The organism is Salinispora goodfellowii, assembly GCF_059570675.1.
Window position 1 is genome coordinate 40206 of sequence record NZ_JCANTD010000016.1, and the last position, 15111, is coordinate 55316.

Sequence of the window (15111 nt, forward strand, 5' to 3'; positions counted from 1 at the left end):
GCACCTCGGGAACCCCCGGATGGCGTCCAACCGGCCGCTCTGCGTGGTGGTGACGCTACGGTCGACCCTTGTCGTTCCGTTATTCCCCGACTATCGGAAGGCCGGGACGCCGGTGGACGGCGGCCGGGACGCCGTCCGGGTGGACGGCGACCCGGGAGAGGGTGCGGGCGCTCAGACCGCGCGGGCGAGGCGGGCCGGGCCGGGCGACCGGAGCTGCGGCGCGGGCGGGACCGCCACCCGGTTCAACCGGGCGGCCGCGCACCGGACGGCGGCCGACGCGGCGACCTCCAGATCGGCGTCGACGCCGACGCCCCACCGCACCTGGTCGCCGGCGCGCAGCTCGGCGTAGACGGCGAGCCCGCCGCAGCCGGTGAGCGCGGTGCCGGTGCGGTGCACGGCGTGCACGTCGACACCCCAGGGCAGCAGGCGACCGCGTACCCGCTCGATCTGGTCCGCCCGGGCCGCGCCCACCTCGAAGGCCGCGCCGTCGACGTGCAGATAGGCGGGCACCGCGGCGGGCAGCGGGAGCGGCACGGAGATCAGGGGCCGGGAGACGTACTCGGCTTCGAACAGCGCGGCCACCCGCTCCGGCGCCACCTCGCCGCCGTCGGCGTCGGTGCGCGCCTGCACCAGCGCGGCGAACTCGACCTGCAGGTCGCGGGGCAGGTTGAGGCCGAGCAGCGAGCTGACCACGTAGGCCACCCCGCCCTTGCCCGACTGGCTGTTGATCCGCACGACGCTCTCGTAGGTGCGGCCCACGTCCGCCGGGTCGACCGGCAGGTACGGGATCTCCCAGCGCGCGTCGGCGACCGGTGTCCCGGCCGCGGCGGCAACCCGCTTCTGCTCGTCGAAGCCCTTCTTGATCGCGTCCTGGTGCGACCCGGAGAACGCGGTGTAGACGAGGTCGCCGCCGTACGGGTGACGCGGGTGCACCGGCAGTTCGGTGCAGTGCTCCACGGTGCGCCGCACCCGGTTGAGATCGGCGAAGTCGATGCCCGGGTCGACGCCCTGGCTGAACATGTTGAGCCCGAGGGTGACCAGGTCGACGTTGCCGGCCCGCTCGCCGTTGCCGAACAGGCAGCCCTCGACCCGCTCGGCGCCGGCCAGCATCGCCAGCTCGGCGGTGGCCACACCGGTGCCCCGGTCGTTGTGCGGGTGCACCGACAGGCAGAGGTGCTCGCGGCGGCTCAACCGCCGGCCCATCCACTCGATCTGGTCGGCGAAGACGTTGGGTGTGGTCCGCTCGACGGTGGTCGGGAAGTTCAGGATGATGGGGCGGTCCGCCTCGGGCTGCCAGACGTCCATCACCGCCTCGCACACCTCCAGCGAGAAGTCCAGCTCGGTGTCGTTGAACAGCTCCTGGGAATACTGGAAGCCGAGGTCGCAACCGCTCAGGCTGCGGTCGGCGTACTTCATGAACAGCCGGGTGCCCTGCACCGCGAGTTCCCTGCACTCGGCGCGGTCCATGCCGAACACCACCCGCCGGAACAGCGGGGAGGTGGCGTTGTAGAGGTGCACGGTGGCGCGGCGGGCACCGGCGAGGCTCTCCACCGTCCGGCGGATCAGGTCGTCGCGGGCCGGCACGAGCACCGAGATGGTGACGTCGTCCGGCACCAGGTCCCGCTCGATGAGCGTACGCAGGAAGTCGTGGTCGTCCTGGCTCGCCACCGGGAAGCCGACCTCGATCTCCCGGTACCCCATCTCGGTGAGCAGCCGAAACATGATCAGCTTGCGCTCGGGGTTCATCGGGTTGACAAGTGACTGGTTGCCGTCACGCAGGTCGGTGGAGAGCCACCTCGGGGCCGAGGTGATGCTCCGGCCGGGCCACGCGCGCTCGGCCAGCGGGATCACGGCCGGTGACCGGTACCGCCGCACCGCGCGTCGAAAGGGGTTCACCACGTTCCTCCTCCCTCCGGGCCAGCCCGTTCAACACCGGCTGCCGAAGAACATCGAATAGGAATAGGGTGCGAGCAGGACCTGGATCTGGCAGGTGTCGGACTCGTCCTGCACCCAGAACACGACGGCGACCTCCGGATAGGCGGCGCTGATCCCGAGGCTGGCGAAGTACGAGTCGCTGTCGAAGACGATGCGGTACGCGCCCTGTTCGAGTTCGTCGTCCAGCCAGTCCAGGATCTGGCCGTCACTGTCGGTCTCCGCATGCGAGACGATCCGCCAACTTTCCCCGTTCGGCCGTTCGAGGCGGGCACGGACACCGGCCGCGGAACGTCCGTAGACGGCATCCAAGGCTTGCGCAGAGACACTCATTGACTACTCACCTAATGTTCGGACCCGCGACGCGGGCACCTGTCGCGTCATCATCGGCAGCGCCGCTATCGACCGGCATTCGACACGTTATCGACCGCCGGCGGAGCCGTCGGAACGCTTCTTAAACACATCGATAAGGAGTCGATGGCGGGGCTTCCTAGCGTGGTTTCCATCGAAGCCGCGACCGGCGCAAGTCGGAAGCAAGACCGAGGAGCCGGATTCCATGCGATTTTTCAACATCCGTACCATTGCCCGCATCGTCGTGGCCGCCGTCGCCGGCGCCGGCTTCGCTCTCGGGGCCGTCAACCCGGCCAGCGCGGACGACACAGTCCCGAACGCGCCGGCCTCCACCCCGATCGTCACCACCGGCAACTGGCCCTGGGGCTGACCTTTCCCAACGACCGCCGCGCCGTCGCCGCCCCCGCGGTGACGGCGCTCCCGTCTGCGCACCGGCGGCTGCGCCGCCGGGTCTACGAGGCCTTCGACTCGATGATCGCCGGATCGGAACCGGACGCCGCAGTGTATGCCTCGGTGAGCATGGCCAGCACCCGCGACTCGAAGACCGGTGCCTGGATGCTGCGGAAGAGGCCGAGCGCGCGGTGCAGATGCACCACCGCCTGGGGCGGTTTGCCGCAGGCCAGCGCCAACTCGCCGAGGCTGAACGCGATCCGCGCCTCGACCAGCCGTTCCCCGTTGCTGCTGGCCAGCGACTGGGCGCTGGCCAGCGCGGTGCCCGCCTCGGTGAAGTCGCCGCCGCGCAGGTGCGCCAGACCGAGACCGTGCAGCGCGTACGCCTCACCGATCGGATCGCCGAGGTCGTGCACCGCGGCCAGCGCCTCCCCGAACGCCGCCACCGCCTCGGCCGGCTCCCCGGCCTGCAGGTGCGCGTCGCCGAGACGGTGCAGCACCTGCGCCTCGATCCGCCGGCTGCCGGCCTGGCGGCTGAGCTCCAACGCCTGGGGCAGCATGTCCTTGGCGCTGGCGGCGTCCCCCCGCTCCAGCTCGACCTGCGCCAGGCTGTGCAGCACGTACGCCGCGGCGGCCAGGTCACCGCCGTTGCGCAGCACCGCCAGCGCCCGCTCGTAACGCCGGGCCGCCTCGGCCAGGTTGCCGTCCATCCGTTCCAGGAAGGCGATGTTGCGGCTGACCAGCGCCGCGCCCTGGGCGTCGGGCACGCTCTGGAACAACTCGGCGGCCTCGTCGAGGCTGCGGCGCGCGTCGGCGAACCGCTTCTCGACGATGGCCAGGGAGCCGATCGAATAGAGGATCACCGCCTGGCCGCGCCGGTCGTCGGCCTGCCGGACGGCGGCGAGCGCCACCTGATGGGTGTCCCGCCAGTCGTTGAGATAGACCCGCGACTCGAAGAGCGTGACGGCGGTGACGGCGAGGTCCCAGCACAGCTCGACGGCGCCGATCTTCGCGGCCTGCCGCACCGCGGACACCAGCGACTGGCGCTCGCGCTCGAACCAGTTCAACGGCTCCCGGACCAGCCGGGCGGCGGTGCGCGGCGGCAGTTCCCACCGCGTCGCCTCGCCGTGCACCTGGAGGTTGTCGTTGCCGTGCAGTTGCCGGTGCGCCACCTCGGCGAGGAACAGCAGCGCGCCCAGCACCCGCTCCAGCGCCGCGTTGCGCTCGGCGACCGCCTCCTCGGCGGCCAGGCGCTCCCGGGCGAAGACTCTTATCAGGTCGTGGAAACGGTATTGGCTGTGCAGGCCGCTCTCGGCGCCGGTGATCTCCACGAGTTGGGCGTCGGCGAGGTCGTCGAGCAGGTCCTGCGCGTCGTCGAGTGACCGGTCGAGCAGCGCGGCGCCCATCCAGCCGGAGAAGACCGGGCAGTCCAGGACGGCCAGCAGCCGGAACAGCCGGCGGGCGTCCTCGCTGATGTTGTCGTAGGTCATCGAGATGCTGGCCCGGATGCCCATCGCACCGTGTTTGAGCTCGTCGAGGCGGCGCGACTCGTTCTCCAGGCGGCCGGCGAGCTGCTCCAGCGTCCAGTGCGGGCGGGCCGACAGCCGGGCGCCCGCGATCCGCAGCGCGAGCGGCAGCTGCCCGCACAGCTCGGCCAGGTCGGCGGCGGCCTCGGCCTCGGCGTGCACCCGGCAGTCGCCGGCGATGCGCGACAGCAGCTCGATGGAGTGCCGGGAGCCGAAGACGTCGATGTCCACGTGGGTGGCGCCGGGCAGGCCGCCGAGCCGGCTGCGGCTGGTGATGATGACGGCGGTCCGCGGGTTGCCGGGCAGCAACGGCAGGACCTGGCTCTCGCTGCCGACGTTGTCCAACACGACCAGGACCCGGCGGTCGGAGAGCAGGCCCCGGTACATTTCGGCGCGCTCCTCCAGCCCGTCCGGCAGGACGCCGCCGGGCACGCCGAGGGTGCGCAGGAACCGCTCCAGGATCTGCATCGGGCTGACCAGGCGCGACGCCCGGCCGTGCAGGTCGGCGAAGAGCTGCCCGTCCGGATATCTCGCGGCCAGCCGGTGCGAGACGTGCACCCCCAGGGTGGTCTTCCCGATGCCCGGCTTTCCCGCGATGACGACGACCGGCACCGCGAGGTGCCGCGGATTCTCCACCGACAGCGCCAGCCGCGCCTCGATGTCGTTGACCTGCTGCGCCCGGCCGGTGAAGTCGGCGATGTCGGTGGGCAGCATGCACGGGGTCGCCACGGTCAGCGCGGGCGCCGTCGGCGGATCGTCCTCGGGAGCGAGGATCGGGAAGACGGGGGCGTCGGTGACCGGCGACGGGCCGGCGACCTCGATCGGCACGACGACCGGCACGGTGTTGTCGGCGGGCGGCTCCGCGACCACGAGCACCGGCGGCCCGTCCGCGTCGGGGTGGACGACCAGGCCCGCCTCCGAGGTGTGGATCGACCGCTCCAACCGCCGCAACCACTCGCTCGGCTCCAGGCCCAGCTCGTCGATCAGGGTCTGCCGGGCCAGGCGGTAGGAGTCGAGCGCCTCCGCCTGCCGCCCGGAGCGGTAGAGCGCCAGCATGAGCTGCCCCCGCAGGCGCTCGCGCAACGGATGGGCCAGCACCAGGCCGGTGAGCTCGGCGACGACGTCCCGGTGCCGGCCCAGGTCCAGTTCCAGCTCGATGCAGTCCTCGATGACGGTCAACCGGTGCTCGGCGAACCGGTCGGCGGCCGAGCGCAGCACCTGGCTGTCGATGCCTTCCAGGGCCGCGCCGCGCCAGAGCCGCAGCGCCTCCCGGTAGCGGGTGACCGCCTCGTCGCGGTGGCCCGCGCCGGTCGCCTGGCGGGCCTCGGCGAGCAGGCGCTCGTATTTATCAAGATCGATGTGACTGCCGGTCGGGTCGAGCACGTAACCCTGGTTGCGGGTGATGATGGTGTCGGCCCGGCCGGAGGACGCGAGCAGACGGCGCAGCGCGGAGACGCAGATCTGCACCTGGACGCGGGCGCTGTTCGGCAGTTGCTCCCCGTAGATCGCGGTCATCAGGCGGCCCACCGGGACCACGCGCCCCGCTTCCAGCACCAGGCTGGCCAGCACGATCTGCTGGCGGTGGCCGCCGAGGTCGAGGGGACGGCCGTCGACCAGCACCTCGAGCGGGCCGAGCACGCGGTAGTCCACGTGCGCCCCCTACGCCCCGAGGAGTGCGGGGCAGGCCACGGCGCGGACGTCCGTCACCTTTCGTTCACCCCGCGATCGCCCGCCGGTGGAGTCGTAGACCATTAAACGGTTCCACCACTTCGTCCACATTGTTCTAGCCCCCACGTGTCTCCACCGAGACTACGAAAGCATTCCTGCCCGTGCCAGCCGGCCCGACGATCGCCACCCTTCGGGCCGCCACAAATGGCCGTTCTCCCGATAGTCGCACCGATCGATGTCTTTGATGCGTCGATTCGGCCCGACTCTTTCGTCCACTCCCTCCACTTTGCTGCGACGGAAGGGATTTTTGCCCATTCGTGGATTTGCCGGGTGGGCGGTCAGACGAGCAGGCAGAGCGTCGCGCCGGCCGTGAGGGTCTGGCCGATCGCGACCGCCAGACCGGTCACGACACCCGCCTTGTGGGCGTGCAACGGCTGCTCCATCTTCATCGCCTCGACGACCGCGACGAGGTCACCCGTGGCCACCGTGTCACCCTCCGTGACCGCCAGCTTCACCACGGTGCCCTGCATCGGGCTGGTCAACGTGTCCCCGTCGGCCCCGGTCGGCTGGCTCCGGCCGCCGCCGGCCCGCCGACGCGGTCGGACGGCCGGCGCGGCGGCGCCGGCCGGCGCGGGTGCCGCCGCGAGACCGGCGAAGCCGGCGGGCAGCGTGACCCGGTGCCGCCGGCCGTCGATCTCGACGACCAGGCTCGGGCGCTCCGGCGCGGGCCCACCCGTCCCGCCGCCGACGAACGGCGGTACGTCGTCGCGCCACTCGGACTCGATCCAGCGGGTGTGCACCCGGAACGGCTCGTCGGTGAACGCGGGATCGCGGACCACCGCGCGGTGGAACGGCAGCACCGTCGCCAACCCGTCCACCGCCACCTCGTCCAGCACCCGACGGGCACGTTCGAGCGCCTCGGCCCGGGTCTCACCGGTGACGATCACCTTGGCCAGCAGCGAGTCGAAGTTCCCGCCGACGACGCTGCCCGACTCGACACCGGCGTCCACCCGCACGCCCGGCCCGTCCGGCCACGTCACCGCCGAGACCACGCCCGGCGCCGGCAGGAAGCCGCGGCCCGGGTCCTCACCGTTGATTCGGAACTCGATCGCGTGGCCGTGCGCCGGCGGGTCGGCGTCGAACCGCAACCGCTCACCGTCGGCGATCCGGAACTGCTCGCGGACCAGATCGATGCCGCTGGTCTCCTCGCTGACCGGGTGCTCCACCTGGAGCCGGGTGTTCACCTCCAGGAACGAGATCGTGCCGTCGGTTCCGACCAGGTATTCCACGGTGCCGGCGCCGTGATAGCCGGCCGCCCGGCAGATCGCCTTGGCCGAGGAGTGGATCCGGTCGCGCTGGGCGGCGGTCAGGAACGGCGCCGGCGCCTCCTCGACCAGCTTCTGGTGCCGGCGCTGCAGCGAGCAGTCGCGGGTGCCGACCACGACGACGGCGCCGTGCTGATCCGCCAGCACCTGCGCCTCCACGTGACGCGGACGGTCCAGGTAGCGTTCGGCGAAGCACTCCCCCCGGCCGAACGCCGCGACCGCCTCCCGGGTCGCCGACTCGAACAGCTCCGGGATCTCGGCCACGGTCCGGGCGACCTTCAACCCGCGCCCGCCGCCGCCGAAGGCGGCCTTGATGGCGACCGGCAGGCCGACGCGCTCCGCGAACGCCACGATCTCGGCCGCGTCCCGCGCCGGCTCGGCGGTTCCCGGCACCAGCGGAGCGCCCACCCGCTGCGCGATGTGCCGCGCGGACACCTTGTCGCCGAGCACCCGGATCGCCGACGGCGACGGACCGATCCAGGTCAGGCCGGCGTCGACGACCGCCTGGGCGAAGTCGGCGTTCTCCGACAGGAAGCCGTACCCGGGGTGGACCGCGTCCGCGCCCGACCTCGCCGCGACGGCGAGCAGCTTGTCGACCCGCAGGTACGAGTCGGCCGCGGTGTCGCCGTCGAGCGCGTACGCCTCGTCGGCCAGCCGGACGTGCCGGGCGTCGCGGTCGCTGTCGGCGTAGACGGCGACGCTGCGCAGGCCCGCGTCGCGGCAGGCGCGGACGACCCGCATCGCTATCTCGCCGCGATTGGCGATGAGGACCTTGTGCACGTGGGTCAGCTCCTTCCACCCGGCCCTCAGGGCAGCCGGGCCACCAGCGAGGCATGGGTCAGACCGGCGCCGAACCCGGACAGGAGCGCCAGGCCGCCGGGCGGCACCCGGCCGGCGCTGATCAGCGCCTCCATGGCGAGCGGGATCGACGCGGCGGAGGTGTTGCCGGAGTGCGCCACGTCGCGCGAGACCACCACGCTCGCGGGCAGGCCCAGCGAACCGGCGATCCGGTCGATGATCCGCACGTTGGCCTGGTGCGGCACGAAGGCCGCCAGGTCGTCGACGGTCAGGCCGGCGGCCCGCACCGCCTCGCCGGCGACCGGCGCCACCTCGGAGATCGCCCACCGGAAGACCTCCGGCCCGGCCATCCGCATCACCGGCCAGAAGCCCGGATCGTCGCGCGTCCCGGCCCACGAACCCTCGTGCCCGATGACACCGCTACGGGCGCCGTCCGCGCCCCAGACCACCTGGTGGATGTCGCGGGCGGCGGACGACTCGACGACCACCGCGCCGGCGCCGTCGGCGAACAGGAACGCGGTCGACCGGTCCTTCGGGTCGATGATGTCGGTCATCCGCTCCGAGCCGACGACCAGCACCCGGCCGGCCGAACCGCTGCGGACGAGCCCGTCGGCCACCGCCAGCGCCGAGCAGAACCCGGCGCACGCCGCGCCGAGGTCGAAGGCGGTCGCCCGACGCGCGCCGAGCAGGTGCGCCACCTGCGGGCCGGCGGCCGGCGACTGGTAGAGGTAGGACATCGTCGCAACGATGACGACGTCGATGCTCTCCGCGGCGACGCCGGCGTGACGCAGGGCGCCGTCGGCGGCCTGCGCCGCCATGCTGACCACGGTCTCCTGCGGGCCGGCGAACCGGCGGCTGACGATGCCCGAACGTTGCCGGATCCACTCGTCGGTCGAGTCGATCGGACCGCAGATCTCGTCGTTGTGGACGACCCGGGCCGGGCGGTAGGCGCCCACGCCGCGGATCCGGCTGCCGGTCACGAGCCGGAGCCGATCCGGGCCAGTGTGCCGTCGAGGTAGGCGGCCCGGCAGGCTCGCCGCTGCACCTTGCCGCTCGTGGTCCGGGGCAGCGTGCCGCGCCGGATCAGCACGACCTCGGCGACCGGGATGCCGTGGCGCGACTCCACCGTCGTCCGGACCGCCTCGGTGAGCGGCCCGGCCGGGGTGTCCCGCAGGACCCGGCCGTTCACCTCCACCACCAGCACCAGGTCGTCGGTGGAGTCGCCGTCGACGGCGAAGGCGGCCGAGCACGACGGTTGCAACCCGGGGGCGCAGCTCTCGGTGGTCTGCTCCAGGTCCTGCGGATAGTAGTTGCGGCCGAACCGGATGATGACGTCCTTGAGCCGCCCGGCGACGAACAGCTCACCGTCGCAGACGAAGCCGAGGTCCCCCGTGCGCAGGTAGCGCAGGGCCGGGTCGCCGTCGGCGAGCGTCGCCTCGAACGTCGCCGCGGTCTCGGCCGGGCGCTGCCAGTAGCCCTGGGCCACGCAGGGACCGGACAGCCAGATCTCGCCGATGGTCTCGTCCGGGCAGCGGGTGCGGCCGGCCGGGTCGACGATCGTCACCTCGGTCAGCCCGTCGGCCGGCCCGCAACTCACCACCGCTGTCGCGTCCGGGTCGGCCGGGTCGACGCCCACGACCTTCCGGTCGGCCAGGGCCGCGGCGGAGAGCCACCGCGCCCGGGGTGGGTCGGTCGACCGGCTGCCCGAGACCTTCAACGTGTTCTCGGCCAGGCCGTATCCGGGGCTGATCGAACGCCGCTGGAGCCCGTACGGCGCGAACGCCGCGGCGAACCGCTCCACCGTGTCCCACCGCACCGGCTCCGACCCGCTGATCGTCGCCCGCAGGCAGGACAGGTCGAGGTCGCTCGGGGCGCCGGCAGCCGCCCGGGCGCACAGCTCGTAGGCCAGGTTCGGCGCGGCGGTGTGCGTGCCGCGCAGCTCCGCGATCGCCTCCAGCCAGCCCAGCGGGCGGCGGACGAAGTCGTCCGGCGTCATCAGGTGCGCCGGCGCCCCGGACCACAGCGGCATCACGATGCCGAACAGCAGCCCCATGTCGTGGAACAGCGGGAGCCAGGAGACCACCCGGCCGCCGTCGGTCACCGGCCAGCGCCGGGCCAGGTCCTCGGCGTTCGCGCAGAAGTTCCGGTGGCTGACCACGACGCCCTTGGGCATGCCCGTCGAGCCGGAGGTGTACTGCAACATCGCCACGTCGTCGGGCACGACGATCCGCGGCGAGAAGGCCGACGCAATCTCGTCCGCGACGGTGTCGGTGCACAGCCAGGACAGCCCGGACAACTCCGGCGCATCCGGAAACTGCGTCAGGAGCTGCTCCCGGACGGCCGCCGTGGTGAGGATCGTGGTCGCCCCCGCGTCGTCCGCGACCGCGCGCACCCGCAGCAGGCCGCTGCGCCGGTTGGGCACCTTCACCGGGGCCGCGCGCACCCGGGCCAGTTGGGCGCCCAGCAGCGCCCGGGGGAACTCGAGACCGGACGGATAGAGCATCACCGCCGTACGCCCGCCGAGGTCCTCCTCGACCATGGCGGCCGCCCGGGCCCGCGCGGCGATCTCCAGATCGCCGTAGGTCAGCTCGTCGTCGCGCCGGCGGCCGGTGGGCCGGACCATCGAGTACGCCACCGTGTCCGGCGTCTCCGCCGCCCGCCTGGCCAGCATGGTGGTCAGGTCGGGCGACGTGGTCGTCGTGATCGTGTCGGTCATGCTGATTCCTCTTCCGCTGCGCGGTGGTGCCGGGTCAGGCGGTGCGCGAACCGGCCCGCACGCCGTCGAGCTGCGTCCGGATGATGGTGAGCACCGCGGCCTGGTGCCGGTTGAGGAAGAAGTGGCCGCCGGGAAAGGTGTGCAGGTCGAACGGCCCGGTGGTGTGGTCCTGCCAGGACCGCACCTCGTCGACCGTCGCCTTGCTGTCGCTCTCGCCGGTGAACGCCGTGATCGGCGCCGACAGCGGCGGGCCGGGCAGGTAGCGGTACGTCTCCGCGGCGGTGTAGTCGGCGCGGATGGCCGGCAGGATCATCCGCAGCACCTCGTCGTCGCCGAGCAGCCCGCCCTCGGTTCCGCTGAGCCGGCGCACGTCGGCGATGAGGCCACGGTCGTCGAGCTGGTGCACCCGCTCGTCCCGGATCCGCGACGGCGCCCGCCGCCCGGAGGCGAACACCCACGCCGGCCTCACCCCGTCCTGCTGTTCCAGCAGGCGCGCCACCTCGAACGCGAGGCTCGCGCCCATGCTGTGCCCGAACAGCGCCAACGGCCGGTCGGTGCGGGGGCGCAGCACCGCGTGCACCCGCCGGGCCAGCTCGGGCAGGTCCCGCACCAGCGGCTCGTGCCGGCGGTCCTGCCGGCCGGGGTACTGGATCGCCAGCACCTCGACCTCGGGCGCCAGGGCCCGCGACACCGGGAAGTAGTAGCTCGCCGAGCCGCCGGCGTGCGGCAGGCACACGAGCTGCACGCTGCCGGGAGCGGCCGGGTGGTACTGGCGGATCCACAGGCCCGCGTCGTCGTCGGTCATGCTGGTCGCCCCTCGTCTCGGCTGAGCTCCGTCGGGCGGAACCCTCGATGTGAGACGAGGATCCTCACGCGCCGACAGCGGACGCAAGAGATCCGGAAGGGCCCGCCCGCAGTCTCGGGTCAGTAGGGGGCGGCCTACGGGTTACCGCGCCGCGCATCCGCCCCGAGCATGGACAGGCGTGGCGCATCCGTGCCTTGCCACCGCTTGGGAGTAGACATGATCGAGGTCAACGAACTGCGCAAGTCGTACCGGATCCGCTTCGGGCGGAAGACCATCGACGTCCCCGCCGTGCGTGGCGTCACCTTCGACGTCCAGAAAGGACAGGTGCTCGGCCTGCTCGGCTCGAACGGCGCGGGCAAGACCACGACCATCCGGATGCTCACCACCCTCATCCGGCCGGACAGCGGTCACGCCGTCATCGCCGACGCCGACCTCGCCACCGAGGCGGCCGAGGTGCGACGCCGCATCGGGTACGTGTCGCAGGGCGGGTGCACCGCGGACAACTCGACCGCCCGGGAGGAGCTCGTCCTGCAGGCCCGCATGTTCGGCATCGGCAAGGCCGAGGCCCGCGAGCGGGCCGCGCGGGCACTGGACACCTTCAAGCTCACCGAGTACGCCGACCGGCGGTGCAAGACCTACTCGGGCGGCCAGCGACGTCGGGTGGACATCGCCATGGGCCTGATCAACGAGCCGAAGGTGCTGTTCCTGGACGAGCCGACGGCGGGCCTCGACCCGGCCGGCCGGGCCGACATCCGCGACGAGATCGAGCGTCTGCGCGCCGACGGCATGACCGTGCTCGTCACCACCCACTACCTCGAAGAGGCCGACGCCCTGTGCGACCGGGTGGCGATCGTCGAGAAGGGGCAGGTCGTCGCGGAGGGCACCCCGGACGAGCTGAAGCGTCAGGTCGCCGGCGACGTGGTCACGCTCGGCCTCAACGGCAGCACGCCGGACGCCGAGAAGGTCATGACCGCCGCCGCCTACGTGACCCGGCTCGAATCCACCGACGACGGCCTGCGCCTGTTCGTCGACTCCGGCAACCGCGTGCTGCCGAAGATCCTGCACGACCTCGACGACGCCGGCATCGTGCCCGACACGATCGAGGTGCACCGGCCCTCGCTCGACGACGTGTTCCTGGCCAAAGCCGGCCGCTCGCTCACCGCAGCCTGAAAGGGGGCCTGCCGCCATGAACGTCGCCCGCGGCACCTGGCTGGTGTTCCACCGCCAGATCAGCCAGATCATCCGCAGCCCGATCTGGATCTTCCTCAGCATCCTGGATCCGCTGGTCTACCTGTTCCTGTTCGCGCCGCTGCTCCAGCGGGCCCTGAACGCGCCGACGTCCGGGGCGGCGTACACCACGTTCGTGCCCGGACTGCTGGTGCTGCTGGCCATCTTCGGCGGCATGTTCGCCGGCTTCAACATGCTCGTCGAGCTGCGCGCCGGCATGATCGAGCGGGCCCGGGTGACGCCGATGAGCACGGTGGCGCTCCTGCTCGGCCGGTCCCTCAAGGACGTCGCCAACCTGCTGTTCCAGGCCGCCATCGTGACGCTCACCGCGATGCTGTTCGGCCTGACGGTACGCCTGCCGGAACTGCTGCTCGGGTTCCTGCTGGTCGGCATGATCGCGCTCGGCATGTCGGCGCTGTCCAACGGGGCGGCGCTGAAGCTGAAGACCGAGGGCATCCTCAGCCCGCTGATCAACACGGTGGGGCACCCGCTGCTGATGCTCTCCGGCATCCTGCTGCCGCTGGCGCTGGCGCCGGTGTGGCTGCAGAACGTGGCCAACCTCAACGTGTTCTCGTGGGTCGTCCGGGGCATGCGCGAGCTGTTCGCCGGGCACCCCGAGGCGCCGGTGGTCTGGCAGAGCTTCGCCGTGCTGACGGTCCTGACCACGCTGTCGGTCTACTGGGCGTCGCGCCAGTTCGCCCGCAGCATCCGGTAGTCGACGGAGCCCGCGAAGAGGCCGCCACGCCGACGGGCGTGGCGGCCTCTTCGGCGTGGCCGGTGCTCAGAGCGGGATGTTGCCGTGCCGCTTCGCGGGCAGTTCGGCCCGCTTGTGCCGCAGCGCGCGCAGCGCGCGGGCCACCTCCAGGCGGGTCTGCGACGGGCGGATCACCCGGTCGACGTAGCCCCGCTCCGCGGCGATGTACGGCGAGTCGAACAACTGCCGGTACTCCTCGGTGTACTTGGCCAGCAGGCGTTCGCGGTCGGCGCCCTCGGCGCCGGTCAGCGCCTTGCGGTAGAGCATCAGCACCGCCCCGCCGGCGCCCATCACCGCGATCTTCGCGGTCGGCCAGGCGAGGTTGATGTCGGCGCCCAGGTGCTTCGACCCCATCACCGCGTACCCACCGCCGTACGCCTTGCCCACGACCACGGTCACCAGCGGAACGGTGGCCTCGGAGTACGCGTAGAGCAGCTTGGCGCCGTGCCGGATGATGCCCATCCGCTCCTGCTGGATGCCGGGCAGGTAGCCCGGCACGTCGACCAGGGTCAGGATCGGGATCCGGAACGCGTCGCACATCCGCACGAACCGGGCCGCCTTGTCCGACGCGTCCAGGTCGATCGCGCCGGCCAGGTGGCCGGGATGATTGGCGACCACGCCGACCGAGCGCCCCTCGACCGAGGCGAGCGCGCAGATGATGTTCGGCGCGAACGACTCCTGGAACGGCAGCAGCGAATCCTCGTCGACGACCCGCTCGATCAGCTCGACCATGTCGTAGCCGCGGTTCGCCGTGTCCGGCATGATGCCGTCGAGGTGCCGGTCGCGTTCGGTGACCTCCGGCGCGCCGGTGTGCGCGAACACCGGCGGCTCCGCACGGTTGTTGCTGGGCAGGTAGCCGAGGAGGTCACGGACCCAGGCGATCGCGGCCGGCTCGTCGTCGGCCACGTGGTGCACGTTGCCGGCGACCTCGCTGTTGGTCTCCGCGCCGCCCAGCTCGTCGCGCGTGGTGCGCTCCCCCAGCACCGCGGCGACCACCTCCGGCCCGGTCACGAACATGTACGAGGTGTCGCGCACCATCACCGTGACGTCGGTCATCGCCGGCGAGTAGACCGCGCCGCCGGCGCACGGACCCATGATGAGCGAGATCTGCGGGATCACGCCGGAGGCGAGCACGTTGCGGCGCCCGATCTCGGCGTAGTGCGCCAGCGAGAGCACCCCCTCCTGGATCCGGGCGCCGCCGGAGTCGTTGATGCCGACGACCGGGCAGCCGATCTTCATGGCCAGGTCCATCAGCTTCATGACCTTGCCGCCGCACGCCTCGCCCATGCTGCCGCCCAGGATCGTGAAGTCCTGGGAGAACGCGCAGACCTGCCGGCCGTCGACGGTCCCGTAACCGGTGATCACCCCGTCCCCGTCCGGCCGGTCGTCGGTCATGCCGTAGTCGGTGCACCGGTGCCGGACGAACTCGTCGAGTTCCACGAACGAACCGCTGTCGAAGAGCAGGTCGAGCCGCTCGCGCGCGGTGAGCTTGCCCTTCTCGTGCTGCTTGTGCCGGGCCCGCTCCTCGGCCGTCTCCACCACCTGCCGGTGCCGCGCGTCCAGGGCGGCGAGGCGCTCGGCGGTCGTCGGTTCCGCGGCTGTCTGCTCAGGCATCAGGA

General features: G+C 72.2%; 11 protein-coding genes. 3 read left to right on the top strand and 8 right to left on the bottom strand.

Annotation, left to right across the window (positions count from 1 at the left end):
- Positions 1 to 171 precede the first annotated feature (171 nt).
- The gene (locus T398_RS16195) at positions 172 to 1896 is read right to left on the bottom strand and encodes a 2-isopropylmalate synthase (RefSeq protein WP_358044742.1); all 1725 of its coding nucleotides are present in this window, start codon (positions 1894 to 1896) and stop codon (positions 172 to 174) included.
- A gap of 30 nt (positions 1897 to 1926) precedes the next feature.
- Entirely contained in the window at positions 1927 to 2265 is a 339-nt protein-coding gene (locus tag T398_RS16200) for a hydroxyisourate hydrolase (protein WP_496447887.1), read from the bottom strand.
- A gap of 223 nt (positions 2266 to 2488) precedes the next feature.
- On the opposite strand from T398_RS16200, the gene T398_RS16205 reads away from it, so the two are divergent.
- Positions 2489 to 2653 (top strand): hypothetical protein, encoded by a 165-nt coding sequence (locus tag T398_RS16205; RefSeq protein ID WP_496447889.1) that lies wholly within the window; start codon positions 2489 to 2491, stop codon positions 2651 to 2653.
- 82 nt (positions 2654 to 2735) lie between these two features.
- Here T398_RS16205 and T398_RS16210 read toward each other — a convergent pair whose 3' ends face one another.
- The 5 genes from T398_RS16210 to T398_RS16230 form a co-directional block, all read right to left on the bottom strand.
- On the bottom strand, positions 2736 to 5849 hold the full coding sequence (locus T398_RS16210; RefSeq protein ID WP_496447890.1) for an AfsR/SARP family transcriptional regulator: 3114 nt from the start codon (positions 5847 to 5849) through the stop codon (positions 2736 to 2738).
- A gap of 356 nt (positions 5850 to 6205) precedes the next feature.
- Positions 6206 to 7972, bottom strand: coding sequence for an ATP-binding protein (locus tag T398_RS16215; RefSeq protein ID WP_358044752.1), 1767 nt, complete (start codon positions 7970 to 7972; stop codon positions 6206 to 6208).
- A gap of 26 nt (positions 7973 to 7998) precedes the next feature.
- A complete protein-coding gene (locus T398_RS16220) occupies positions 7999 to 8970 on the bottom strand; it encodes a beta-ketoacyl-ACP synthase III (protein WP_358044754.1) in 972 nt (323 codons plus the stop codon).
- The gene (locus T398_RS16225; protein ID WP_496447893.1) at positions 8967 to 10706 is read right to left on the bottom strand and encodes a fatty acyl-AMP ligase; all 1740 of its coding nucleotides are present in this window, start codon (positions 10704 to 10706) and stop codon (positions 8967 to 8969) included. The genes T398_RS16220 and T398_RS16225 overlap by 4 nt, the downstream gene beginning before the upstream one ends.
- Before the next feature lie 34 nt (positions 10707 to 10740).
- The gene (locus T398_RS16230; protein WP_496447895.1) at positions 10741 to 11511 is read right to left on the bottom strand and encodes a thioesterase II family protein; all 771 of its coding nucleotides are present in this window, start codon (positions 11509 to 11511) and stop codon (positions 10741 to 10743) included.
- A 216-nt stretch (positions 11512 to 11727) separates the two neighbouring features.
- On the opposite strand from T398_RS16230, the gene T398_RS16235 reads away from it, so the two are divergent.
- Both T398_RS16235 and T398_RS16240 read left to right on the top strand, forming a co-directional pair.
- Positions 11728 to 12681: an ABC transporter ATP-binding protein gene (locus tag T398_RS16235; protein WP_358044763.1), complete on the top strand. Its 954-nt coding sequence runs from the start codon at positions 11728 to 11730 to the stop codon at positions 12679 to 12681.
- 16 nt (positions 12682 to 12697) lie between these two features.
- Positions 12698 to 13453 (top strand): ABC transporter permease, encoded by a 756-nt coding sequence (locus T398_RS16240; protein WP_496447896.1) that lies wholly within the window; start codon positions 12698 to 12700, stop codon positions 13451 to 13453.
- A 66-nt stretch (positions 13454 to 13519) separates the two neighbouring features.
- Here the strand turns inward: T398_RS16240 and T398_RS16245 are convergent, their stop codons facing one another.
- The gene (locus T398_RS16245; protein ID WP_358044768.1) at positions 13520 to 15106 is read right to left on the bottom strand and encodes an acyl-CoA carboxylase subunit beta; all 1587 of its coding nucleotides are present in this window, start codon (positions 15104 to 15106) and stop codon (positions 13520 to 13522) included.
- Positions 15107 to 15111 lie beyond the last annotated feature (5 nt).